The 21,670-nt window shown below is 36.3% G+C and carries 22 protein-coding genes; 6 read left to right on the top strand and 16 right to left on the bottom strand.

Annotated elements, in window-relative coordinates:
• Positions 1–78: 78 nt before the first annotated feature.
• From lpdA to B5X51_RS14880, 5 genes are all read right to left on the bottom strand, one after another.
• The gene (gene lpdA, locus B5X51_RS14900) at positions 79–1,470 is read right to left on the bottom strand and encodes a dihydrolipoyl dehydrogenase (RefSeq protein WP_079721994.1); all 1,392 of its coding nucleotides are present in this window, start codon (positions 1,468–1,470) and stop codon (positions 79–81) included.
• Positions 1,471–1,703: 233 nt separating this feature from the next.
• Positions 1,704–2,237, bottom strand: a complete 534-nt coding sequence (locus tag B5X51_RS14895; protein WP_139374907.1) for a hypothetical protein — start codon at positions 2,235–2,237, stop codon at positions 1,704–1,706.
• A 19-nt stretch (positions 2,238–2,256) separates the two neighbouring features.
• Positions 2,257–2,649: a peptide-methionine (R)-S-oxide reductase MsrB gene (gene msrB, locus B5X51_RS14890; RefSeq protein ID WP_079721992.1), complete on the bottom strand. Its 393-nt coding sequence runs from the start codon at positions 2,647–2,649 to the stop codon at positions 2,257–2,259.
• A 95-nt stretch (positions 2,650–2,744) separates the two neighbouring features.
• Positions 2,745–3,230 (bottom strand): peptide-methionine (R)-S-oxide reductase MsrB, encoded by a 486-nt coding sequence (gene msrB / locus B5X51_RS14885; protein ID WP_079721991.1) that lies wholly within the window; start codon positions 3,228–3,230, stop codon positions 2,745–2,747.
• A gap of 96 nt (positions 3,231–3,326) precedes the next feature.
• A complete protein-coding gene (locus B5X51_RS14880; RefSeq protein ID WP_079721990.1) occupies positions 3,327–4,196 on the bottom strand; it encodes an alpha/beta fold hydrolase in 870 nt (289 codons plus the stop codon).
• A 186-nt stretch (positions 4,197–4,382) separates the two neighbouring features.
• On the opposite strand from B5X51_RS14880, the gene B5X51_RS14870 reads away from it, so the two are divergent.
• The gene (locus B5X51_RS14870) at positions 4,383–5,204 is read left to right on the top strand and encodes a M48 family metallopeptidase (RefSeq protein ID WP_079721988.1); all 822 of its coding nucleotides are present in this window, start codon (positions 4,383–4,385) and stop codon (positions 5,202–5,204) included.
• 82 nt (positions 5,205–5,286) lie between these two features.
• Positions 5,287–6,624, top strand: coding sequence for an MFS transporter (locus B5X51_RS14865; RefSeq protein ID WP_079721987.1), 1,338 nt, complete (start codon positions 5,287–5,289; stop codon positions 6,622–6,624).
• A 36-nt stretch (positions 6,625–6,660) separates the two neighbouring features.
• Here the strand turns inward: B5X51_RS14865 and B5X51_RS14860 are convergent, their stop codons facing one another.
• Genes B5X51_RS14860 through B5X51_RS14845 form a run of 4 tightly spaced genes read right to left on the bottom strand, consistent with a single transcriptional unit; the run spans position 6,661 to position 9,709 of the window.
• The gene (locus tag B5X51_RS14860; RefSeq protein ID WP_079721986.1) at positions 6,661–7,395 is read right to left on the bottom strand and encodes a head GIN domain-containing protein; all 735 of its coding nucleotides are present in this window, start codon (positions 7,393–7,395) and stop codon (positions 6,661–6,663) included.
• A 29-nt stretch (positions 7,396–7,424) separates the two neighbouring features.
• Positions 7,425–8,510 (bottom strand): hypothetical protein, encoded by a 1,086-nt coding sequence (locus B5X51_RS14855; protein WP_079721985.1) that lies wholly within the window; start codon positions 8,508–8,510, stop codon positions 7,425–7,427.
• A complete protein-coding gene (locus B5X51_RS14850; protein ID WP_079721984.1) occupies positions 8,494–9,060 on the bottom strand; it encodes a hypothetical protein in 567 nt (188 codons plus the stop codon). Before B5X51_RS14850 ends, B5X51_RS14855 begins: the two co-directional genes overlap by 17 nt.
• Before the next feature lie 40 nt (positions 9,061–9,100).
• Complete coding sequence (locus B5X51_RS14845) at positions 9,101–9,709, bottom strand: RNA polymerase sigma factor (protein WP_139374906.1); 609 nt, start codon at positions 9,707–9,709, stop codon at positions 9,101–9,103.
• 218 nt (positions 9,710–9,927) lie between these two features.
• Here B5X51_RS14845 and lon point away from each other — a divergent pair, with 218 nt between their 5' ends.
• The 4 genes from lon (at position 9,928) to hemG (ending at position 16,008) form a co-directional block, all read left to right on the top strand.
• On the top strand, positions 9,928–12,378 hold the full coding sequence (gene lon / locus B5X51_RS14840; protein WP_079721982.1) for an endopeptidase La: 2,451 nt from the start codon (positions 9,928–9,930) through the stop codon (positions 12,376–12,378).
• A gap of 216 nt (positions 12,379–12,594) precedes the next feature.
• Positions 12,595–13,287 carry a (d)CMP kinase gene (gene cmk / locus B5X51_RS14835; protein WP_079721981.1) on the top strand — a complete coding sequence of 231 codons (693 nt, stop codon included), beginning with the start codon at positions 12,595–12,597 and terminating at the stop codon, positions 13,285–13,287.
• 178 nt (positions 13,288–13,465) lie between these two features.
• Positions 13,466–15,316, top strand: a complete 1,851-nt coding sequence (gene rpsA / locus B5X51_RS14830) for a 30S ribosomal protein S1 (protein ID WP_079721980.1) — start codon at positions 13,466–13,468, stop codon at positions 15,314–15,316.
• A 143-nt stretch (positions 15,317–15,459) separates the two neighbouring features.
• The gene (hemG, locus tag B5X51_RS14825) at positions 15,460–16,008 is read left to right on the top strand and encodes a menaquinone-dependent protoporphyrinogen IX dehydrogenase (protein WP_079721979.1); all 549 of its coding nucleotides are present in this window, start codon (positions 15,460–15,462) and stop codon (positions 16,006–16,008) included.
• 7 nt (positions 16,009–16,015) lie between these two features.
• On the opposite strand, the gene B5X51_RS14820 is transcribed toward hemG, so the two are convergent.
• From B5X51_RS14820 to B5X51_RS14790, 7 genes are all read right to left on the bottom strand, one after another.
• Positions 16,016–16,870 (bottom strand): pirin family protein, encoded by an 855-nt coding sequence (locus tag B5X51_RS14820; RefSeq protein WP_079721978.1) that lies wholly within the window; start codon positions 16,868–16,870, stop codon positions 16,016–16,018.
• A 15-nt stretch (positions 16,871–16,885) separates the two neighbouring features.
• Positions 16,886–17,503: an alpha/beta hydrolase gene (locus tag B5X51_RS14815; protein ID WP_079721977.1), complete on the bottom strand. Its 618-nt coding sequence runs from the start codon at positions 17,501–17,503 to the stop codon at positions 16,886–16,888.
• 168 nt (positions 17,504–17,671) lie between these two features.
• A complete protein-coding gene (locus B5X51_RS14810; RefSeq protein WP_079721976.1) occupies positions 17,672–17,911 on the bottom strand; it encodes a hypothetical protein in 240 nt (79 codons plus the stop codon).
• Between the two features lie 43 nt (positions 17,912–17,954).
• A complete protein-coding gene (locus tag B5X51_RS14805; protein WP_079721975.1) occupies positions 17,955–18,773 on the bottom strand; it encodes a head GIN domain-containing protein in 819 nt (272 codons plus the stop codon).
• 202 nt (positions 18,774–18,975) lie between these two features.
• A complete protein-coding gene (locus B5X51_RS14800; RefSeq protein ID WP_079721974.1) occupies positions 18,976–20,712 on the bottom strand; it encodes a PspC domain-containing protein in 1,737 nt (578 codons plus the stop codon).
• Entirely contained in the window at positions 20,705–21,049 is a 345-nt protein-coding gene (locus B5X51_RS14795; protein ID WP_079721973.1) for a PadR family transcriptional regulator, read from the bottom strand. The genes B5X51_RS14800 and B5X51_RS14795 overlap by 8 nt, the downstream gene beginning before the upstream one ends.
• A complete protein-coding gene (locus tag B5X51_RS14790) occupies positions 21,046–21,585 on the bottom strand; it encodes a DUF4870 domain-containing protein (RefSeq protein ID WP_079721972.1) in 540 nt (179 codons plus the stop codon). Before B5X51_RS14790 ends, B5X51_RS14795 begins: the two co-directional genes overlap by 4 nt.
• Positions 21,586–21,670: the final 85 nt, after the last annotated feature.

Below are 21,670 nucleotides of genomic sequence, written 5' to 3'. Positions count from 1 at the left end.
GAAGGTTGTTTATTAACAAATAAAAAATCCCCGAAACAATGATGCTTCGGGGATTTTAATTTTTAAAATATATGGCTCTTAAATATGAATTACTTCATCATAAGCAGCAGCAACAGCTTCCATTACCGCTTCACTCATTGTTGGGTGAGGGTGAACCGTTTTAAGAACTTCGTGACCTGTAGTTTCTAATTTACGTCCAAGAACAGCCTCAGCAATCATATCGGTAACGCCGGCACCAATCATGTGGCAACCTAGCCATTCACCGTATTTCGCGTCGAAAATCACTTTTACAAATCCGTCAGACTTTCCTGCCGCTTTTGCTTTTCCTGAAGCAGAGAATGGGAATTTACCCACTTTAAGCTCGTATCCTGCTTCTTTGGCTTGCTTTTCAGTCATTCCAACAGATGCAATTTCAGGCGTAGCATAAGTACAACCAGGGATGTTTCCGTAATCAAGTGGCTCTACATCCATTCCTTTTATTTTTTCAACACAAAGAATTCCTTCAGCAGAAGCAACGTGAGCAAGGGCAGGTCCGTGAACAACATCACCAATCGCGTAAATTCCGTCTACATTGGTTTTATAGAAATCGTCTACAACAATTTTATCTTTATCGGTCTTGATTTTTAGGTCTTCAAGGCCTATATTTTCAATATTGGTTTTAATTCCAACTGCAGAAAGTACTACATCTGCTTCAAGGGTTTCTTCGCCTTTTTTGGTCTTCACTTTAGCTTTTACAGTTTTTCCTGAAGTATCTACACTTTCTACCGATGAATTGGTCATTACCTTAATTCCGGCTTTTTTAATGCTGCGCTCAAATTGCTTGGAGATTTCTTCATCTTCCAAAGGCACTACATTTGGTAAAAATTCTACTACAGTAACGTCTGTTCCCATGGCATTATAGAAATGGGCAAACTCAACCCCAATAGCACCAGAACCAACCACGATCATAGATTTTGGTTGTTTTTCTAGCGTCATTGCCTCACGGTAACCAATTACTTTTTTACCATCTTGCTTAAGGTTTGGTAATTCACGAGAACGAGCACCGGTAGCCACAATAATATTGTCGGCCTGGTATTCTTTGGTTTTATCATTTTTATCGGTCACAGCGATTTTCTTGCCAGACTTTAATTTTCCGAAGCCTTCAATGACATCAATCTTATTTTTCTTCATTAAGAATTGAACACCTTTGCTCATTCCGCCAGCCACATCGCGACTACGCTTAATAACTTTTGAAAAATCTTTATCGGCTTTTTCAAGGCTCAATCCGTAATCTTCGGCATGTTTTAGGTAATCAAAAACCTCTGCACTTTTTAAAAGTGCTTTGGTTGGGATACATCCCCAGTTTAAACAAACACCCCCAAGGCTTTCTTTTTCCACAATAGCGGTTTTAAATCCTAATTGTGAAGCTCTAATTGCGGTTACGTAACCTCCAGGGCCACTACCTAAAACAATGATATCGTATTTACTCATATTCGGAAATTTTTATTAGGCTTAATAAATCAAATCTCGCTTAGCGAGTGAAGTTGCGAATTTAAGGAATAATCGCTTAAACTGAAAAGTTTTCGTTAGGAGTATAACAGCTATATTAAAAGTAAAAATTTTGAAATCAATTTACATTGTGCTGTATTTTATGAATGCAAAAAAAGACCTCACAGGTTTTTGAAACCTGTGAGGTCTAATTAAAACTTAATATAAATGAAGGATTATTTAATCGCTTCAACTTTTTTTACATCACTTTCTTTTATATTAAGTGCGTTCATAACTGCATTCATATTTGAAGTATCAATTCCTGTACTTTGCTCGAAATCTGACGGAACAACTACAACTCTATAATATTGATTTGAAGTGAAGGAAGAGTCTAGATTCTCTAAATCAAAATCAGCTTCAATTAATAATTCAACATCCTGATCGGTATGATTTGAAGAAATCTGTAGAATTCCCTCATCGAAAAAATAGCTTTTTGGAATTAAATTCCAGGTTTCTACATCTTCAATTGTTTCCAGCCTATAAACTAATATAGCATCTGAAGGTTCTTCCGTTGGCGGAAATTCCAATAAGGAAATGTAAATGTTATCGTCTTCAATGTATTGAAACTCTACATCATATTCATAACTGATGCCAACTATATTAACGCCGTTTTCACCGGGAGGTCCAGCAGGCCCCTGAGGTCCTTGATCGCCTTCGCAGGCAGCGAATAAAAAAGTTGTCATAAATAAAATTGAAAATAGTTTTTTCATAATTATAGGTGTTAGGTTATTATTTATTAAAATTAATACTGGCTGAGTTTACGCAATAGCGTTGGCCGGTATCTGTAGGTCCATCATCAAAAACGTGGCCAAGATGGCCACCACAATTTGCACAAAGAATTTCGGTTCTTATCATTCCAAAGGTTTTATCCTGAACATATTCTACTTTTCCTTCTATGGCTTTATCAAAGCTGGGCCAGCCACAGCCGCTGTCAAATTTTGCTTCGCTATCAAAAAGTTTTTCGCCACAACCCGAACAAAAATATTCTCCATCTTCAAAATGCATATTGTATTTCCCGGTGTGTGGTGCTTCAGTACCTTTTTTTCTCAATACCCGAAATTGTTCTTCAGAAAGCTGATCTTTCCATTCGGTTTCAGGTTTTTCTATACTGTATTTTTTCATACTTAATTTTTTGTCATTTCCGTATAGACGGAAATCTTTTTAACTTTCTCATTTCCGCAGCTTATGCTGAATTTATATCAGTAAAGGCGGAAATCTTATTGTTTTTTTGGTTCAAAATCCATTGATACTCCATTAATGCAATGTCTTTTTCCGGTGGTTTCTCTCGGGCCATCGTCAAAAACGTGGCCTAGATGCCCACCACAGCGAGCACAGTGAACTTCGTTTCTTTGATAACCTAATTTTGAATCTTTACCATAAGCAACTCCGCCTTCAATAGCCCGGTCAAAACTTGGCCAACCCGTTCCACTCATAAATTTATGTTCGGTTTCGTATAATTCATTTCCGCAGGCAGCGCAAACAAAGGTTCCGGGTTCTTTAATGTCATTTAAAGGACTGGAGAACGAAGGTTCGGTAGCAGCTTTTCTCAAAACACGATATTCTGCATCGGTTAATTCGGCTTTCCACTCCTTATCAGATTTAGAGACTTCAAATTCTTCCTGTGTTTTTTTTTGATCTTTTTGTGCATTGCCCTGGCAGCTAAATATAAAAACGGCCAGTAAAATTGGTAGTATCTTTTTCATAGCTAATAAAATTTAATTAATACATACTTGATTTATTAAAGGCTGTAATAGCCATATTAAATAAGTAATGCGTTTTTTATTTTAAAAGTACAAAGATTATACCGCGATGAACGTTGTGATTTTGTTAATTACCTCAGGGTCGCCCAAAATACGCCTATGCCCTAAACCTTGGGTAATATATAGCTCGCTGTTTTCCAGTGCATGGTGAATATCGTGAGCCGAAGAAATTTCAACATCTACATCATTTTCATCGTGAATAACCAGAGTAGTGGCTGAGACGTCTTTAGCTGAAATCGCTCCTGAATAACTATCCAGATCAATATCAAATTTCTTGTCAAAGTGAGCTTTCATTTTATCGGCTACTTTTCTATTCATTTTTAAGTTTTTAGCGAACTCACGGGTTATATGGGTTATACTGTTGGCAGTACCTATTATTGCCAGTTTCTTTGTTTTTAACCCTTCTTTTGCTACTCGTAGGGTCGCCATTCCACCAAGAGAATGACCAATTACGGCTTCAAAGGGTCCGTATTTATCGTCCAGAATGTGTATTGCATCAATAAAATCTAACATCATACTTCTTCGCCCGGGAGCTTTGCCGTGTGCCGGTGCATCAAAACTAATAGTACTGTAACCCTTAACTTTTAGTGCTTCTGCTATTTTAGCTAATTGTGTGCCGCGCCCGCTCCAGCCATGAACCAATAGAATTTTCTTACTGCTTTTTCCAAATTCATAAACTACAATTTCACGGTTGCTTTTAGGAATTTCAAGCCTGTACTGGTTAGAAAGTTTATCCATATTTTTTTCTCGTTCCGGAAGCTTGTATTTAAACGGAGTTAAAAAAAGCTGGGCAGCAAATCTACTGGCCACAAATGGGGAAATTTTGGAAAGTACTTTCCCGGTATATCTTATATAGTTAGGTACTAATAATCGTTGTACCGGAATTTGATCCTTTTTTTGCTGATTCATTTTTTTGAAGTAAGATGCTGCAATTTACATATTTCCTGAATGCTTACTACTTTAGTTCCTTGCCTTCTAAACGTTATTTGGGTTTGTGGTATCATTTTTGAAAACTTGTAAACTGTTAAATGATGCTTAAAACAATAAGAAGGCTTTAATGGCTTTTGTAATTTTAACAAAACTAAACCAAAAAACATGAAACTTAAAAAATCAATAAGTATGGTGGCTGTTTTACTGCTGGTAGTGGCATGTAAAACCAATCCTTTTACTGGAGAGAAGAATTTGAATTTTGTTTCTAACGATCAATTATTTCCAACCTCTTTTGATCAATATGATCAGTTTTTGTCTGAAAATGAAGTGGTAAGAGGAACTGCTGAAGCACAAATGATTAAGCGAGTTGGAAATAAAATAGAAACCGCTGCTGAAAGATATCTGAATGCGAATGGTTATCAGGGTTTTTTAGAGGATTTTAGATGGGAGTATAATTTAGTAAAAGATGATGCAGTAAACGCCTTTGCAATGCCAGGTGGAAAAATAGTTTTCTATACAGGAATTTTACCCATAGCTGAAACAGAAACAGGTGTAGCCGTAGTAATGGCCCACGAAATTGCCCACGCCCTTGCTGATCATGGTGCGCAAAGAATGAGTGCTGCACAATTGCAGCAACTTGGCGCTGTTGCCGGTTCTGTAGCCGTAAGCGGAAGAAGCCAGGAAACTCAACAAATTTTTGCACAAGCTTATGGTTTGGGAACGCAATTGGGAGTGATGTTACCTTTTAGCCGTAGCCACGAAACCGAGGCCGATAGAATTGGCTTAACTTTAATGGCAATTGCCGGTTATAATCCAGATGAGGCAGCAGATTTATGGAGAAGAATGGCTGCGCAAAGTGGTGGTCAGGCTCCGCCGGAGTTTTTAAGTACTCACCCTTCTAATCAAACAAGAATTAATAACTTACAACAATGGGCACCAGAAGCGAAAGCAGAAGCCACAAAATATGGAGTAACAAGTTATAAATAGCGTATAATCTAGAAATTATATTAAAAAGCTGTCTTTTAAGACAGCTTTTTCTATTTTAGGGCTCAGCAAAAAAACGCTATAAATGAAGATACTTCCCAAAGGGCATAAAAAGTTAATACATGCCTGGGCTTTCTATGATTGGGCAAATTCAGTTTATAATCTGGTGATTTCATCAGCGATCTTTCCTATTTTTTATGGAGCGCTTACTATTGTAAAAGATGAAGACGGTTCTATTCTAGATGATACTGTAAATTTTTTAGGGATAAGCTTTAATAACGACTCTTTAATAAGCTATGTTACTGCAGCCGCCTTTTTAGTGGTTTCTATTTTAAGTCCAATTTTGTCGGGAATTGCCGATTATGTGGGTAATAAAAAGAACTTCCTGAAGTTTTTCTGCTATTTGGGAGCTTTATCTTGTATTGGTCTTTTTTGGTTTAACCTGGAACAGCTTTGGTTTGGATTACTATGTTATTTTCTTGCCCTTATAGGCTTTTGGGCCAGTATGGTTTTTTATAATTCTTATTTGCCCGATATTGCTTTTCCCGATCAACAAGATAAAGTTAGTGCTAAGGGTTTTTCCCTGGGATATATAGGTAGTGTTATTCTATTAGTAATTTGTCTGGTAATGATTTTAAATTACGAGTCTTTTGGTTTTGAAAGTGAAGCTTTCCCTACGCGCTTATCTTTTGTTTTAACGGGAGTTTGGTGGATTGGTTTTAGCCAATACACTTATGCTTATTTACCTAAAGGAAATAAAAAAGCCGCATTTACCAAAAATGTGCTCTTTAATGGATTTAGAGAACTTCGCGGAATATGGATCACGCTTAAACACAACACCCAACTTAAACGATATCTAATTGCTTTTTTTGTTTACAGTATGGCTGTACAAACCATAATGTTAATTGCTACTTATTTTGGAATCGAAGAATTAGAATGGGGAGAGCAAGATGCAACTACAGGGTTGATTATTAGTATTTTATTGATTCAATTGGTTGCTGTGGCCGGCGCTACCTTAACCTCCCGGTTGGCGCTTAAATTTGGAAATATTAAAATCCTGATCTTTATTAATCTCATTTGGATAGCCATCTGTGGATATGCCTTTTTTATTGTTAGTCCGCAGCAATTTTATGTGGCAGCGGCTTCAGTAGGTTTGGTTATGGGAGGTATACAATCCCTGTCCAGGTCTACTTATTCTAAAATGCTTCCGAAGAACGCCATAGATACCACTAGTTATTTCAGTTTTTATGACGTAGCCGAAAAAATAGGAATTGTTATTGGAATGTTCCTTTATGGGATGGTAGCGCAAATAACCGGAAGTGTACGGAATTCAATCTTATTTTTTGTGGTTTTCTTTATCGCTGGAGTGATATTGCTGCTAAGGGTGCCAATAAAAAATCCTGCCAAAAAAGACAGGATTTAAGCAATTTTTCTTTTTCAATTATTTTTTAATAGGCTTTTAATAACTGGAAACCGAACCCGAACCCGAAGTTTTAAAATCCTGACGCTTAGGGTTTCCTTTGTACTTTATATCTCCAGAGCCCATCACTTTAGCTTTTAAGCTTGAATTGACTGAAAGTTGAATATCCCCAGACCCCATTACGGTAGCTTCTACATTTTCTGCCTTAAGGTTGTAGGCCTTAAAATCTCCAGATCCGGTAACCTTACATTCAAAATCTTTAGCTTTTCCCGATAAAAGAATGTCCCCAGATCCGGTAACTTGTCCTGTAAGATTTTCCACCTCCAGCTCTAATTTAATATCCCCAGATCCGGTTACTTTCGTACTAAACTTTTTTGCGTTTATTTTTGACGTATTCCAAACATCGCCAGAGCCGGTTACTTCTACGGCTGCTAAATCTTTATAAGGAACAGTAATTTTAATTCCGTTATTCCTGGATGGTTTCAAATTATAACCTTTTTCTACTGAAATTTTTAAGATGCCTCCATTTACTTCGGTAGTGATATATTCTTGCAGGTTGCTTTCGGCCTCTACGGTTAAATTGCCTTCGGTACCAGAAACCAATTCAACATCCATTGAGCCTACCAGCGAGATCTCATCATAATTTACAGTGTTTCTTTTTTCTGAAGTCATATCGCCATTACCTCTTATAGTTTCGTTGCTGCCCCACCATTGGCATTGTGCGGGAGTAATTGCGATGAATGATACTGCTAATATTAAGAATAGATTTTTCATGATTTTGTGTTTTTTGATTGATAAATATTTTAGTTTTTATTAAAAGTTACATTTCCATAATTAGTGTTGATGTAAATGGTATTTCCGCTATTTTCTTGCAGGTGGTAACCTTCATAGAGTTTACTGGTGTTTTTGTCGTGACGTTTTCTAATTTCCATCTCTTCCAGGCCTTTCGCATTTCCATAAGAAGATTTTACGGTGAAATTAAAAGGATGCTCACTATCATAGCCCAGTTTTATTCCGGCATAATCAGTATTTATTTCTACTTTAGAAACTCCTTTTATAAGTTTTTCAATACTTGCTGAACCATAATCTAAATTTAGATCTAAAGATTCGAACACACGCCCTATTTTGGTGCTTAAGTAATCACCATTGCCCACAATTCTTTTCGCTTTTTCAATAGTGATACTACCATAATCGCAATTAAAATCAAGTTGGGCTACTTTTTTAATCCTGGAGTCGGTATAATCGGCGTTTACATATAGTTTTCCGGCTTCTTCAATTTCATATCCGCTGTAATCGGCATTTATTTCAGCATTCTTTACATAGCCAATGTGGCTGTTTCTGGTATAGTCAAAATTTAGCTGATTCGAGTTTCCTCTTAATTCTCCAATATCAACCTTTCCATAATCGCAGTTTATTTTAGCGTTACCCAATAGCCGGTCTATATAAATTCCGCCGTAATCATTTTTAATATCCACACTGTGTTTTTCCGGAGCTTTTATTATATAATTAATCTCCATATTTACATTATTAGAACTATTAAAAAGCGAGCTCCACCAGGATTGTTCCTCTCTTTTAAAATGGGTTTTCGCGCTCACCCCAGAAGATGATTGATTAAATTCTATATTAATTTCGTCTAATTTCTTTTGTACTTTTTCCTCATCGTCACCATTTGTTTTTATATTCACTTCTATCACTACTTTATTCTGGTTCCAGGTAGAAATATCTATATTTCCATAGCTGTTATCTATAGTTAGCATATCTGTGGCGCTTACATTGTAAGATTTTGAGACTTTTTTGGTCTTGGTATGCCTGCCGTCTAAATCGCCGTTACAGTAACTTACTGCCGGAACTAATAGCACTAGCATTATGATGTTAAATATAGTTTTCATCGCTTTTATTTTTTAGAGATTTAATATTTTCTATTTGGTCGAGTACTTGTTTTAAGAGATCTATTCTTTGCTGAAAATTAGAGATCATGGCATAAATCACACGTTTATCCTGCCCGCTATTTCGCAAGTCCTTTTGAAGTTCTTCATATTCTGTTTCCAGTTTTGCTAGCTGGGTTAAAGCATCTTCAACGATAGCTTCAGTTCCCGGGGCATTTTCCGCTTTTAAGTTTTGCAGCTCGGTTTCAATAAGCTGGGTGTAAAACTGTTTCGTTTCTTTCATTTGAGGAGAAACACTAGCTAAATCTCCTTGATTTTTATAGGAGTTTTCGTTGAAAAATCCTGCAAAAACCATAAAAGCTATAGCAAGTATCGCAGCCACCGAAAGCATAGGCGCCCATAGGCTTCTGCTGTTTGAGCCCTTAGTTAAATTTTTGGAATGGCTATTTTGTTCTTCCAGCTTTTCCAGGAATCTTTCTTTATGCCCGGTTGCTGGTTCCTTATTATCGAAATCCAGCTCGTTAAATAGCTTGTTTATATTATCGTTTTTCATAATTTTAAAAATTGAAATAATCCAGTAAGCTTATCACAGACTAATTATTTTCTCCTGGTTTTTTACCGGTTTTTGTATCTGGCATCATGCCGGTTTCATCCTTCAGTAATTTTTTTCTCAGACTTTCCTTAGCTCTTGAGATTGTTGTTCGGCAATTTGCATAGCTAAGGTTTAAAATCTCACCAATCTCTTCGTAGTCGTAACCTTCAATTAAGTGTAACGTTAAAGCAACACGGTAATTTTCTTTAAGATTATTAAGCGTTTTTAAAATCTTTTTTACTTTATCATTTTTTGAATCTTCTTCAAGAATAATTCCCTCACTTTCATCTGCTTCGTTTTTCAACTCATCGTTATAGGTAACCTCATTTAATTTTACCTTATGGTTGAAGGAATTAATGCTTAGATTGACTACTATTCTTTTTAACCAGGCTCCAAAAGTTGAAACTTCCTTTAAAGCGTTTATTTTAGAAAAAGCCTTTAAAAAAGCTTCCTGCATAATGTCTTCAGCTTCGGCGGTATCTTTTACAATACGCACAGATGTATTGTACATGGCTTTATAGTAGCGCTCATACACTTCCATTTGCGCCTGCTGATCACCTTTTTGGCAACGTACAATAAGATCATTAATATGTGTGATGGTTGATATCAAGTAAAAAAACTATCTAGTTTCTATAATAAAGATAGCTTTGATTTTTATTTGTTACACTTTTGAGAAAAAAAATATAAAAAAGATGGTGGCATAGGAATTGACTACTTCTAATAGAAATTGCATAAAAAGCCGCTTAGAAAGCTAAGTTCAAGGCTCTAAAGAAATAAGAAAAGATTAAGAACCATAAACTGTTGTGACAGTTTGACCTAAAATAAATTATGGCTAAAACGAAATTAACAAGTTTTGACAGTTTGTCATTGCAAGATATAGATCAGGACGCAGATTTAATTCCTTTAATGACGCCGGAAGATGAAGAGGAAATTAATCGTGAAGAACTACCCGAAACCTTACCAATTCTTCCTTTAAGAAATACTGTGTTGTTTCCGGGAGTAGTAATTCCTATCACCGCAGGAAGGGATACTTCTATTAAATTAATCAATGAAGCCAATAACGATTCCAAGATCATTGGGGTTGTTGCTCAGAAAGATGAAGAAGTAGAAAATCCTACGGCCAAAGATATTTACCGCACGGGGGTTGTTGCACGTATTTTAAGAGTGTTAAAAATGCCCGATGGGAATACCACGGTGATCATTCAGGGTAAAAAGCGTTTTGAAATAAACGAAATTGTTCAGGAGGAACCTTACCTAACAGCAAATATTAAGGAAGTTCCTGAAGCAAGACCGGAAATTGATAATAAAGAATTTCCTGCAATTATAGATTCTATAAAGGAACTTGCGCTTCAAATAATTAAGGGAAGTCCTAATATTCCAAGTGAAGCTTCTTTCGCTATTAAGAATATTGAAAGTTCTTCTTTCCTTATCAATTTTGTTTCTTCTAATATGAATCTTGCGGTAGAAGACAAGCAAAAACTGTTGGAAACAAACGATCTTAAAGAGCGCGCGCTAACAACTTTACGACATATGAATGTTGAGTTTCAAAAACTGGAACTTAAAAATGACATTCAAAGCAAGGTGCAAAGCGATATGAGTCAGCAGCAGCGTGAATATTTTCTTCATCAGCAAATGAAAACTATTCAGGAAGAACTTGGAGGTGTTTCTCAAGAAGATGAGCTTGAAGAGATGCGCCAGCGTGCGAAGAAGAAAAAATGGGATGAAAAAATAAAAAAGCATTTTGATAAAGAGATTTCAAAAATGCAACGAATGAATCCGCAAGTTGCTGAATATTCGATTCAACGAAATTATTTAGATTTGTTCTTAGATCTTCCGTGGAATGAATTCAGCAAAGATAAATTCGATTTAAAACGAGCTAAAAAAATACTTGATCGAGACCATTATGGTTTAGATGATGTAAAGCAAAGAATTATAGAATATTTAGCGGTTCTCAAATTGAGAAACGATATGAAATCTCCAATCCTTTGTCTTTACGGTCCTCCCGGAGTTGGGAAAACTTCGCTTGGTAAATCTATGGCCGAGGCACTCGGTAGAGAGTATGTGAGAATTTCACTCGGTGGCTTAAGAGATGAAGCCGAAATACGTGGGCATAGAAAAACCTATATAGGGGCGATGCCGGGTAGAATTATTCAATCCCTTAAAAAAGCAGGAACAAGTAATCCTGTTTTTGTCTTAGATGAAATTGATAAATTAAGTATTGGACACGCCGGAGACCCTTCTTCAGCTTTATTAGAAGTATTGGATCCCGAACAAAACAGTGAATTCCACGATAATTTTTTAGAAATGGGCTTTGACCTTTCTAAGGTAATGTTCGTGGCTACAGCAAATACTTTAAATACCATACAACCTGCGCTTAGGGATCGTATGGAAATTATTAATGTTACTGGTTATACCATAGAGGAGAAGGTAGAGATTGCCAAACAACACCTGCTTCCGAAGCAATTAAAAGAGCACGGACTTACCAAAGAGCATATTAAAATTGCCAAGCCTCAATTAGAGAAAATAGTTGAAGGTTATACCAGGGAATCTGGAGTTCGTGGCTTGGAAAAACAAATCGCAAAAATGGTACGTCATGCAGCCAAAAATATTGCGATGGAGGACGAATATAATGTTAAAGTAACCAACGAAGATGTTATAGAAGTACTGGGTAGTCCAAGACTGGAGCGCGACAAATACGAGAATAATGAAGTTGCAGGTGTGGTTACAGGTTTAGCCTGGACACAAGTTGGTGGAGATATTCTTTTTATTGAATCTATACTTTCTAAAGGAAAAGGTAACTTGAATATTACCGGAAACCTTGGTAAAGTAATGAAAGAATCGGCTACCATTGCAATGGAGTATATGAAATCTAATGCTGAAGAGCTTGGTTTAGATCCTTCAATATTTGAAAAATACAATGTTCATATTCATGTGCCGGAAGGAGCAACGCCAAAAGATGGACCTAGTGCCGGTATAACAATGCTAACCTCTTTGGTTTCTTTATTTACGCAACGCAAAGTGAAGAAAAGTATTGCGATGACAGGGGAAATTACCCTTAGAGGAAAAGTGCTGCCGGTAGGAGGAATCAAAGAAAAAATTCTTGCAGCCAAACGTGCTCGCATTAAAGAGATTATTCTTTGTAAAGAGAATGAACGTGATATAAAAGAGATTAAAGAAGATTATTTAAAAGGACTTACTTTTCATTATGTAAATGAAATGAGTGAAGTTATAGATCTTGCGATCACCAAACAAAAGGTGAAAAACGCCAAGACGCTTTAATCAATAAAGAAGCTGTCTGGAAAGTCCAGTTATCGTCAACCTGAACTGGTTTCAGGTTCTAATATGATATAGAATATCAACTTGTTAGATTCTGAAATAAATTCAGAATGACGGTCAATCAAAAGGACTTTTTAGACAGCTTTTTTTAATTTACAGCGAAAGTTTCAGGGAAAGTAAAGCTTTGCCTAATTTTGCCATCCACACAGAAAATAAATTATGAGTAAAAAAATAACCATTGCCATAGATGGATATTCTTCAACCGGAAAAAGCACCGTGGCTAAGCAGCTTGCAGCAGAGCTGGGATATGTTTATGTAGATACGGGTGCGATGTACCGTGCAGTGACTTTGTACTTAATGCGTAAAATGCTGGTTAGTGACACCCATTTTGATAAAGAAGCCATCTTAAGACATTTACCGTTTATTAATATCAGTTTTGTATTTAATAAAGAGGTAGGTTATGGTGAAGTGCATTTAAATAAAGAAAATGTTGAAAAGGAAATCAGGTTGATGGAGGTTTCACAGCAGGTGAGCAAAGTTGCTGCTGTGCCAGATGTTAGAAAGATGCTAGTTAAAATCCAGCAGGAAATTGGTAAAAATAAAGCAGTAGTGATGGATGGTCGTGATATTGGAACCGTGGTTTTTCCTGATGCCGATCTTAAATTATTCATGACAGCTTCTACTGAAAAGCGTGCAGAGCGTAGATACAACGAATTAAAGGATCGTGTTGATGATATTAAATATGAAGATGTGCTGGCAAACGTTAAAGAACGCGATTACCTGGATACCACTCGCGACGACTCTCCATTGGTAAAAGCCGAAGATGCTGTAGAGATTGATAATTCAGATATGAATTTGGAAGAACAATTTGAAAAAGTATTAAAACTGGCCAGGGAGAAAACTCAAGAATAAGCATTCTGTTTTTAAACTCATTAGGGTTTGAGAAAAGAAAAATAAGTTGTATTTTTGCAGCCCTTTTTAGCGAAGAATCGGAAAATTAAAAGGGGTTGAAAATCAAAAACATAACGACTTCTGTGTTTTATTTGCTTAATTTTTCCGAAGAATACAGGATACAAATTTTTTATCAGCAATGGCTGAAGACAACAAACAACAGGACGTTCAGGACGAAAATCTTGAAGTTCAACCGGTAGCTGGAATGGCTACTACATCGCAACCTGCTCCTTCTGAGCAACAGGAAAACCCTGAGAAATTTCTTGAAGAATTCAACTGGCACAATTATGAAGAGGGAATAGACCCTATTGATGATGAAAAGTTAGAAGAATTTGAGAAATTAGTTGCAGAAAATTTCGTAGACACTTTAAATGACGAAGTTGTAACAGGAAAAGTAATTAATATTACAGATCGTGATGCAATTATAGACATTAATGCAAAAAGTGAAGGCGTTATTTCCCTTAACGAATTTCGTTACAATCCAGATCTTAAAGTTGGTGACGACGTTGAGGTTTTGATAGATATTCGTGAAGATTCAACAGGACAATTAATTCTTTCTCACCGTAAAGCTCGTGTAATTCAGGCTTGGGATCGTGTGAACAAAGCTCATGACGAAAGTCTTATCGTAAACGGTTTTGTTAAGTGCAGAACTAAAGGTGGTATGATCGTAGATGTATTTGGAATTGAGGCATTCTTGCCAGGTTCTCAAATAGACGTGAAGCCTATCCGTGATTACGATGCTTACGTAGGAAAAACAATGGAATTCAAAGTTGTGAAAATCAACCACGAATTTAAAAACGTTGTGGTTTCTCACAAAGCGCTTATTGAAGCCGATATCGAAGAACAGAAGAAAGAAATTATCGGTCAGCTTGAAAAAGGTCAGGTACTTGAAGGTACTGTTAAAAACATCACTTCTTACGGAGTATTTGTTGACCTTGGAGGAGTTGACGGACTTGTTCATATTACCGACCTTAGCTGGTCTCGTATCAACCATCCAAATGAGATCGTTGAACTTGATCAAAAACTAAACGTGGTAATTCTTGACTTTGATGAAGCTAAAACAAGAATCCAATTAGGTCTTAAGCAATTAAGCAAACACCCATGGGAAGCTCTTGACGAAAATCTTAAGGTTGGAGACAAGGTAAAAGGTAAAGTAGTTGTAATCGCAGATTACGGTGCATTTATTGAAGTTGCCGATGGTGTTGAAGGTCTTATCCACGTTTCTGAAATGTCTTGGAGCACGCACTTGCGTTCAGCTCAGGATTTCGTAAATGTTGGAGATGAGGTTGAAGCTCAAATCTTAACTTTAGATCGTGAAGACCGTAAAATGTCTCTTGGAATTAAGCAATTAACTCCAGACCCATGGACAGATATTACCACTAAATATCCTGTTGGTTCTAAACACAAAGGGATTGTACGTAACTTCACCAACTTTGGTGTATTCGTAGAATTAGAAGAAGGAATTGACGGATTAATCTATATCTCTGATCTTTCCTGGACTAAGAAAATCAAGCACCCATCAGAATTTACTAATGTAGGTGATGAGCTTGAGGTTGTAGTTCTTGAATTAGACGTAGATGGTCGTAAGTTAAGCCTTGGTCACAAGCAGGTTGAAGATAACCCTTGGGATAAATACGAAACTGAATTCGCTGTTGGTACTAAACACACCGCAGAGATTGCAGAGATCGTAGATAAAGGTGCTACTATAGACTTTAATGAAGATATCACTGCATTTGTTCCAACCAGACACCTTGAAAAAGAAGACGGTAACAAATTAACTAAAGGTGAATCTGCAGAATTCCAGATCATTGAATTCAATAAAGAATTTAAGAGAGTGGTAGCTTCACATATGGCTATTCACAAGGAAGAAGAACAGCAAATCGTTAAGCAAGCCGCTAAAAAAGCTGCTTCGCAAAACAACGACAAAACCACTATTGGTGATGTTAATGCCGATCTTCAGGCCTTAAAAGATAAAATGGAAGGAAAGTAATTTTATTCCCGTGAAGACGTGAATCCATAATTTATCATAAATAAAACCTCCTTAGTTCATGCTAAGGAGGTTTTTTTGTTTAATTATGTATTGTGGAATTTTGTTGGTTTTAATATGAATCTATCAAAAGCTCAGTATACCTTATGAAGCGAAAAATTGGAATAATTTATTCTTCTGTAGATGGCCAAACCCTTAAGATTTGCAAAGAATTAAGTACTTTCTTTAATGAGGAACAAATACAAACAGAACTTTGCTCCATTGATTCTTTTCAGGGCGATTTATCTGAATTTCACACATTGATTATTGGGGCTAGTATTCGGTATGGAAAACATAATAAGAAGATTTCTGAATTTGTACAGAATAATAAGGAACACTTAAATGAAATGAGAACTGCATTTTTCTCTGTTAATCTTGTGGCCAGGAAAGAAGATAAAAACTCCCCTGATACAAACCCATATCTAATAAAATTTTTGCAAAAAACTAATTGGAAACCTGATTTTGTGGGTGTTTTTGCCGGTAAATTAGACTATAAATCTTACTCGCTTTTTGATAGCTTAATGATTAAACTCATTATGAAATTAACCGATGGCCCAACAAAATCTGAAAATCCAATAGAATTTACAAATTGGAAAAAAGTGAAGGCTTTTGGTTTAAGAATACTTGAAGATTATCCAGGTAATAAAAATTCCTAGATACAAATTATCCATTCCAATCTCCAAATTCTCCATTTTGATAATCCTGAAAAGCCTGTTGGATTTCTTGTTGAGAATTCATTATAAAAGGTCCCTGGGCTACAATAGATTCATTAAATGGTAATGCATGCCCCAGCAGTAAAATACTTTCTTCTAAAGCTTCAATTTCTAGTTTTTCTCTGTCATTTTCAAACTCTACCAGGTTGTGCATTTTGGCTTCCTTACCATTTACCTGCAAATTTCCTTTAACTACATAAAAGAAAATATTTCTTTCTGAAGTAATATCTACTGAATATTTACCGCCTTCAGAAAAATACAAGGTAGCCATTTGAATGTCATTTAAAGGTGTAAAAGCACCCTTTGTATTTTCCCATTCTCCCGAAATTGCCGCTAATTGTACTTTATCATTATCTAAACTTAGCTGCGGAATATCTTTTTCCTGGAGACCTTTATAATTAGGTTCGGTCATTTTCTGCTTAGCGGGGAGATTTACCCAAAGCTGAAGAAGTTCCAATTCGCCACCATCTCTTTTAAATTCATCCGAAGAAATTTCAGCGTGAATTAGTCCTTTTCCGGCAGTCATCCACTGAACGCCCCCGGCTTTAATAACACTTTCCCAACCAGTGCTGTCTTTATGAGTAAGATCACCTTTAAGAATAAATGTAACTGTTTCAAATCCTCGATGGGGGTGTGGCCCAAAAGGTAGTCCGTTATTATTTTTAGGATATTCCTGGTAACCGTGGTGGTTTAAAAATAAGAACGGGTCTATGTGATCTATAGAATTTGTGGGTAGGGCGCGATAGGTTATAAGGTCTGCAATAGGAGAGCTTACCGCCTCATGCACTTTTTTTATACTTCTCATAATCTAATTGCAGGTTTAATTAAATACAAATTGATTAGCGAGTCTTAGTTCGTCTTCTGAAATGGTATGCGGTCTATTTTTATAGATCTCAATTTCAACCTTAGCGTTCATATCTCGCAGAATTTCGGCAGATTCTTTAACACGTTCTACTGGAACATGAGCGTCTGGATCTCCGCTGCCTATAAAAATTGGCGTTCCGTTAAAATCGCCTGTATAATTTTCTGTATTAATTTTATCTCCTATAAGTCCGCCGGTAAATGCGGCTACACCACCAAATCTTTGTGCATTTCGGGTTACAAATTCAAGGCTTAAACACGCGCCCTGGGAAAACCCGGCAAAATAAATATTTTCTGATGCAATACCTGTTTCCTTTATATCATCTATAAGTTCTTCCAGTACTTTTAAAGCTGAAGAGTAGGCGGGCTCATTTTGTGCAGCAGGGGCTAAAAATGAATTGGGATACCAGGTGAAGTCTGTAGCCTGTGGCGCTAAAATGGCAAATTCTGGTGTGTTTAGGCTATTAGCAAGTAAAAGGAACTCTTTTGCGATGCCGCCACGACCGTGAATCAGGATCAAAACTTTTTCTGCTTCTCGAAGTTCTTTGCCAGCGGTATATATTTCTTTTTTATGCATTTTAATAATTTTAAATTAAGATACTAAATACCAATAAAAAAGCCCCAGAAAATGGGACTTTTAAAATATTTTTTAGATTTGACTCGCTAATCGAGATTTAATGCTCCGAGCCTTGCCTCGAAACCAAAAAAATCCTTTTAATGTCTCGTTTGCTTGAGACGAGTTAATTTACTGGTTATCGTCATTATCAATTTTCACTTTTTTCTTTATCTCACCATCATCTTCCTTGATCTTGATCTTTTTGTCGTCGGTCTTTACTTTTATCTTGTCATCCTTTACTTTAACCTTCGCGTCTTCTTCCTCTGCCAGTTGTTCTATTTCAGACTTTTCTTCTTCCTGTTCTCTACAGGATACAAAAGTTAAGCTTAGGGCCAATAGTAATAAAATAGGTTTTAAAGCAATTTTCATAGTTAGTTGTTTTAGTAGTTTAGTTAAATGTAATCTAAAAAGCTTAATCTTTTTTAGAGAGTACAGCTTTTTCTGAAAATTCTAACAATTCTACCTTTGGATTACCATATAATTCTATCTCACTTCTGTTTTTTGCAGTGAGCGTTAAAGTCTCTAAAACTTCTATTTCATTTTTAGATTTACCTTCGGCTATAACAACAGCTGTTTTAGCAGTTAATCGTTTACCATCAAATTTACTGGAATGTTCTGCACGTAATTGTAGATCATCTACTTCTCCTTCAATTTTAGCATCAGCTTTTTCATAAGTGTCAACTTTAAATATGGGGGCATTTACCAGGGCCTTGATGTCACTAGAGCCATTTAGTTGAAAATACACGTTTTCTGCGGTAAGATTTAATTCTATTTTAGCATCATCTTCATTAAAAAGATCAAATTTTGTAGCCGTGATAGTGAGATAAAGTTCAGCATTTTCCTTACTGGTAATTTTAAGTTCTTCACTATAAAGTTCTCCTTCAGCTTCTAATTCTACTTTTCCCGAAATAGTTATTTTCTGAAGCTTTTCAGGATAGGTAATTGTAATATCTTTAGATTTGCTGCGGCCTATTTCTTTTGATGGTTTTATAAATAAAGTGCGGTCTACAACCTCGGCCCGAATAATGCTATGTAGATTATCGTCAGCTTCAATTTCTATCATTGCCGTGTTTCCATTCTTGAGCTTTACATCAAAATCACCTGCTATTTCTATGCTATTAAAGTCTGTTAGGCGGTTTTTCTCAGTAGTAACGTTTCCGCTTCCCGTTATTTTTTTGGCTCCACAGCCAACTAGCAGTATAGTACTAAATATTAATAGTAAATTTTTCATAATAATTATGTTTAAGACAAATATAATAAAAAAGCCTCCCGAAGGAGGCTTTTAAGATTTGCTTAGCATTCATAGAAAGCTACAGTACATTTCCTGGTTAAAATTTGATGACACTCTATATAATCTTTAACCATCTTATCATTTTTAACTACCGGTTCTCCTAAATTGAAAACCACTAGTAGTACTTGCAAGATTAACTGGATCATAATTCATTGTTTTCATCATTCTGTCTTTTACTATCAACCGGCTTTTTATCTACCGTTACCCCTCTACTGTTAATTTGAATGTTTACTTCTTCCTCACCAGAATTGATTCTGGCGTTAAAATCACCGTCCTCATCCCATTCGTCTTCATTTTCATTACCCCATTCTTCAATTGGACAATCTTCACATATAGCTTCATCTTCGGTAATTTTTAAGTATTTTTCTTCATCACCAGAAATCAAGATATCTCCCCAATAATCAGTGTTTCTATGAAAACTACTGGTATTATTATCTGCAAAAAACGTAGTGCCTTCCGGAAGATAGAGCGTAACCTTTACTTCCTGATCCCGAAACTTATATTGAGCCGGGGAAGTGAAAAAACCGTCTAATAATAACTCACCTCCGCTAAAGTTAGTGTTATAGGTAATATTCCCAGCACGGTCTTTTGCCTCTTTGTAATCCTTGCCTTCTGCCGATTTTATTACCTCCACTTTTGCAAGTGAATCTTTAGTAGCTTTTACAATGAGACGAACATCTGAACTATACAATACTTTTTTATCGTTTTCATCATACTTTATTTTGAATTCTGAACTTCTGTAAATGCTGGAAGAGTAATTAGAATTTCCCTGCATAGCCAGGTATAGAGTATCGTTTGCTGAGATAGGAAGAGTTTCAGTAACAACTTGTTCCCCATCAAAAGCCCTGTGAGTGGCTTGCTGAATTCCTATAATTGCAGCCCCAACCAAAGCAAGTATCCAAAGACCCAGCAGTACCAATTTTGCAGGGGTTCCTATAGATCTTAATTTGCCTACCAGGATTTTTAATCCTAAAACAAAAAGAAAGAAAAACGGAATTCCTACAATTAAAAAGCTCAATAGCCATAATAGCCAGAGTGGGGCACCACTTACCGCCATTTCTACATAACTACTCCAGGGAGCATCTATAATACCAAAGGTCCCTACGGTAAACAAACCTACAAACAGGCTAATTAATACAGAACCTGCCAGTATTATTAGAACAATACCTATTAGTTTGACAAAAACCTTTAAAATAAAGGCAATTACATCACCAATTGCCGTTGCGGCAGAGGTCGCACCGCTTTTGGCCTGATTGCCGTATTTTTGGTAATCTACATCTTTTACTTTCCCGGTAACATTATCAAAACCCTCACGAATTTTTTTTTCAATATTACTAATTGTTACTTCCTCGCCACGCATAGCCAATTTGTCGGCCGTGCTTTTAGCTTCCGGAACAAAGATCCAAAGGGCAATGTAAATAAGAATAAAAGCACCACTAGAAAAGATAGTTAGTAATATCCAGAGTAAACGCACCCAAATAAAGTCGATGCCTAAATAATGTCCCAGTCCCGAAGAAACACCGCCTACATAAGAATGTTCGGTATCTCTAAATAACTGTTTACCTGAAGATTTTGTGGTTTTGGCAGCAACCGGTTCGTCTTCAAAGATCTCTTCATCTACCATATAATCTTCGGGTTGCCCCATAATGGCGATTACTTCTTCAACTTCTTTTATGCCGATAACCTGTCGGTCTTCTTTCTTCTTCTCATTGAACAGTTCAGCAATACGTGCTTCAATATCAGCTATAATTTCATCTTTTCCCTGTGTATTGGTAAAAGAACGTTTTATGGCATCTAAATAATGCTGCAGTTTGGCATATGCATCTTCGTCAATGTGAAAGAATATACCGGCAAGATTTATATTTACTGTCTTATTCATGATTCTTGTTTTTTTGAGTGGTTACAATGTTAACAGCGGTTTGCAGTTCTGTCCAGGTGCCGGTAAGCTCCTTTAGAAAGAGTTTTCCGGTATCGGTTAAACCATAATATTTTCTTGGTGGTCCGCTGCTGGATTCTTCCCAGCGGTAACTGAGTAATCCTGCATTTTTCAGCCTGGTTAATAGCGGATAAATTGTGCCCTCAACCACCAGTAATTTGGCGTCTTTAAGCGTGTCCAGAATTTCAGCTACATACGCATCTTCGTCTTTTAATACCGAAAGAATACAGTATTCCAGCACACCTTTACGCATTTGAGCCTTGGTGTTTTCTATTTTCATAGCGTTTCATTTTTAGGGTTGTTAAACTGTTCATTTTTTGATTGTTGATGGTTAGTAAATTGATGATTATCTGAATCTCTTCCTATAAAATTGATGCTTAAAGGGAAAGAGTAATTTTCTCCATTGCTGGCTTTTATACTTGCGCTTATCACGGCAAATATTTCTAAAATAAATAATGCTGAAAGCAGGATGGCAAATACACTAATGGTAATAACTATAGAAATGGCCTGACCCATTTCGTCTATATAAAACTGGTCTGGACCAATTGCAAAGGGAACTTCGCCACCTAACCTAATAGCCTGGAAAAGTACAATGGCTAATCCTACCGCTAGTATAAAGATGGTATAGAGAAAAAGGCTAATTTGGAAATTGATCGCTTTCCTGCCGTGATCGTCTATAAAGGGTTTTTCTTTTTTAGTCAACCATAATATTAAGGGGAAAATAAAATTCCCAAATGGAATAATAAACTTTGAAAAGACCGATAAGTGTAAGATCGTGCCCAGTGTTTTTTCTTCTTTTGCTATCTGTGAGTTCATAACCTAATAATTTATATAACAAATATATGGTTAAAAGAAGGTATTTTGCAAAGCATAGTACTAAATATTAACATAAAATTATGAT

Source organism: Salegentibacter holothuriorum (assembly GCF_900168045.1).
Classification (GTDB): Bacteria; Bacteroidota; Bacteroidia; order Flavobacteriales; family Flavobacteriaceae; genus Salegentibacter; species Salegentibacter holothuriorum.
Note: the sequence above shows the minus strand (reverse complement) of the source record. Positions and strands in the feature narration are given on the sequence as shown.

Coding starts and splice junctions, on each gene's coding strand:
- lon (WP_079721982.1), top strand. CDS start 9,928: ATGGCTAAAACGAAATTAACAAGTTTTGACAGTTTGTCATTGCAAGAT.
- msrB (WP_079721991.1), bottom strand. CDS start 3,230: ATGAAAAAGATACTACCAATTTTACTGGCCGTTTTTATATTTAGCTGC.
- B5X51_RS14820 (WP_079721978.1), bottom strand. CDS start 16,870: ATGAGAAGTATAAAAAAAGTGCATGAGGCGGTAAGCTCTCCTATTGCA.
- B5X51_RS14790 (WP_079721972.1), bottom strand. CDS start 21,585: ATGAACTCACAGATAGCAAAAGAAGAAAAAACACTGGGCACGATCTTA.
- B5X51_RS14850 (WP_079721984.1), bottom strand. CDS start 9,060: ATGAAAAACGATAATATAAACAAGCTATTTAACGAGCTGGATTTCGAT.
- B5X51_RS14895 (WP_139374907.1), bottom strand. CDS start 2,237: ATGAAAAAACTATTTTCAATTTTATTTATGACAACTTTTTTATTCGCT.
- B5X51_RS14865 (WP_079721987.1), top strand. CDS start 5,287: ATGAAGATACTTCCCAAAGGGCATAAAAAGTTAATACATGCCTGGGCT.
- B5X51_RS14800 (WP_079721974.1), bottom strand. CDS start 20,712: ATGAATAAGACAGTAAATATAAATCTTGCCGGTATATTCTTTCACATT.
- B5X51_RS14815 (WP_079721977.1), bottom strand. CDS start 17,503: ATGCATAAAAAAGAAATATATACCGCTGGCAAAGAACTTCGAGAAGCA.
- B5X51_RS14805 (WP_079721975.1), bottom strand. CDS start 18,773: ATGAAAAATTTACTATTAATATTTAGTACTATACTGCTAGTTGGCTGT.
- rpsA (WP_079721980.1), top strand. CDS start 13,466: ATGGCTGAAGACAACAAACAACAGGACGTTCAGGACGAAAATCTTGAA.
- B5X51_RS14855 (WP_079721985.1), bottom strand. CDS start 8,510: ATGAAAACTATATTTAACATCATAATGCTAGTGCTATTAGTTCCGGCA.
- B5X51_RS14880 (WP_079721990.1), bottom strand. CDS start 4,196: ATGAATCAGCAAAAAAAGGATCAAATTCCGGTACAACGATTATTAGTA.
- cmk (WP_079721981.1), top strand. CDS start 12,595: ATGAGTAAAAAAATAACCATTGCCATAGATGGATATTCTTCAACCGGA.
- msrB (WP_079721992.1), bottom strand. CDS start 2,649: ATGAAAAAATACAGTATAGAAAAACCTGAAACCGAATGGAAAGATCAG.
- B5X51_RS14795 (WP_079721973.1), bottom strand. CDS start 21,049: ATGAAAATAGAAAACACCAAGGCTCAAATGCGTAAAGGTGTGCTGGAA.
- B5X51_RS14870 (WP_079721988.1), top strand. CDS start 4,383: ATGAAACTTAAAAAATCAATAAGTATGGTGGCTGTTTTACTGCTGGTA.
- B5X51_RS14860 (WP_079721986.1), bottom strand. CDS start 7,395: ATGAAAAATCTATTCTTAATATTAGCAGTATCATTCATCGCAATTACT.
- lpdA (WP_079721994.1), bottom strand. CDS start 1,470: ATGAGTAAATACGATATCATTGTTTTAGGTAGTGGCCCTGGAGGTTAC.
- hemG (WP_079721979.1), top strand. CDS start 15,460: ATGAAGCGAAAAATTGGAATAATTTATTCTTCTGTAGATGGCCAAACC.
- B5X51_RS14810 (WP_079721976.1), bottom strand. CDS start 17,911: ATGAAAATTGCTTTAAAACCTATTTTATTACTATTGGCCCTAAGCTTA.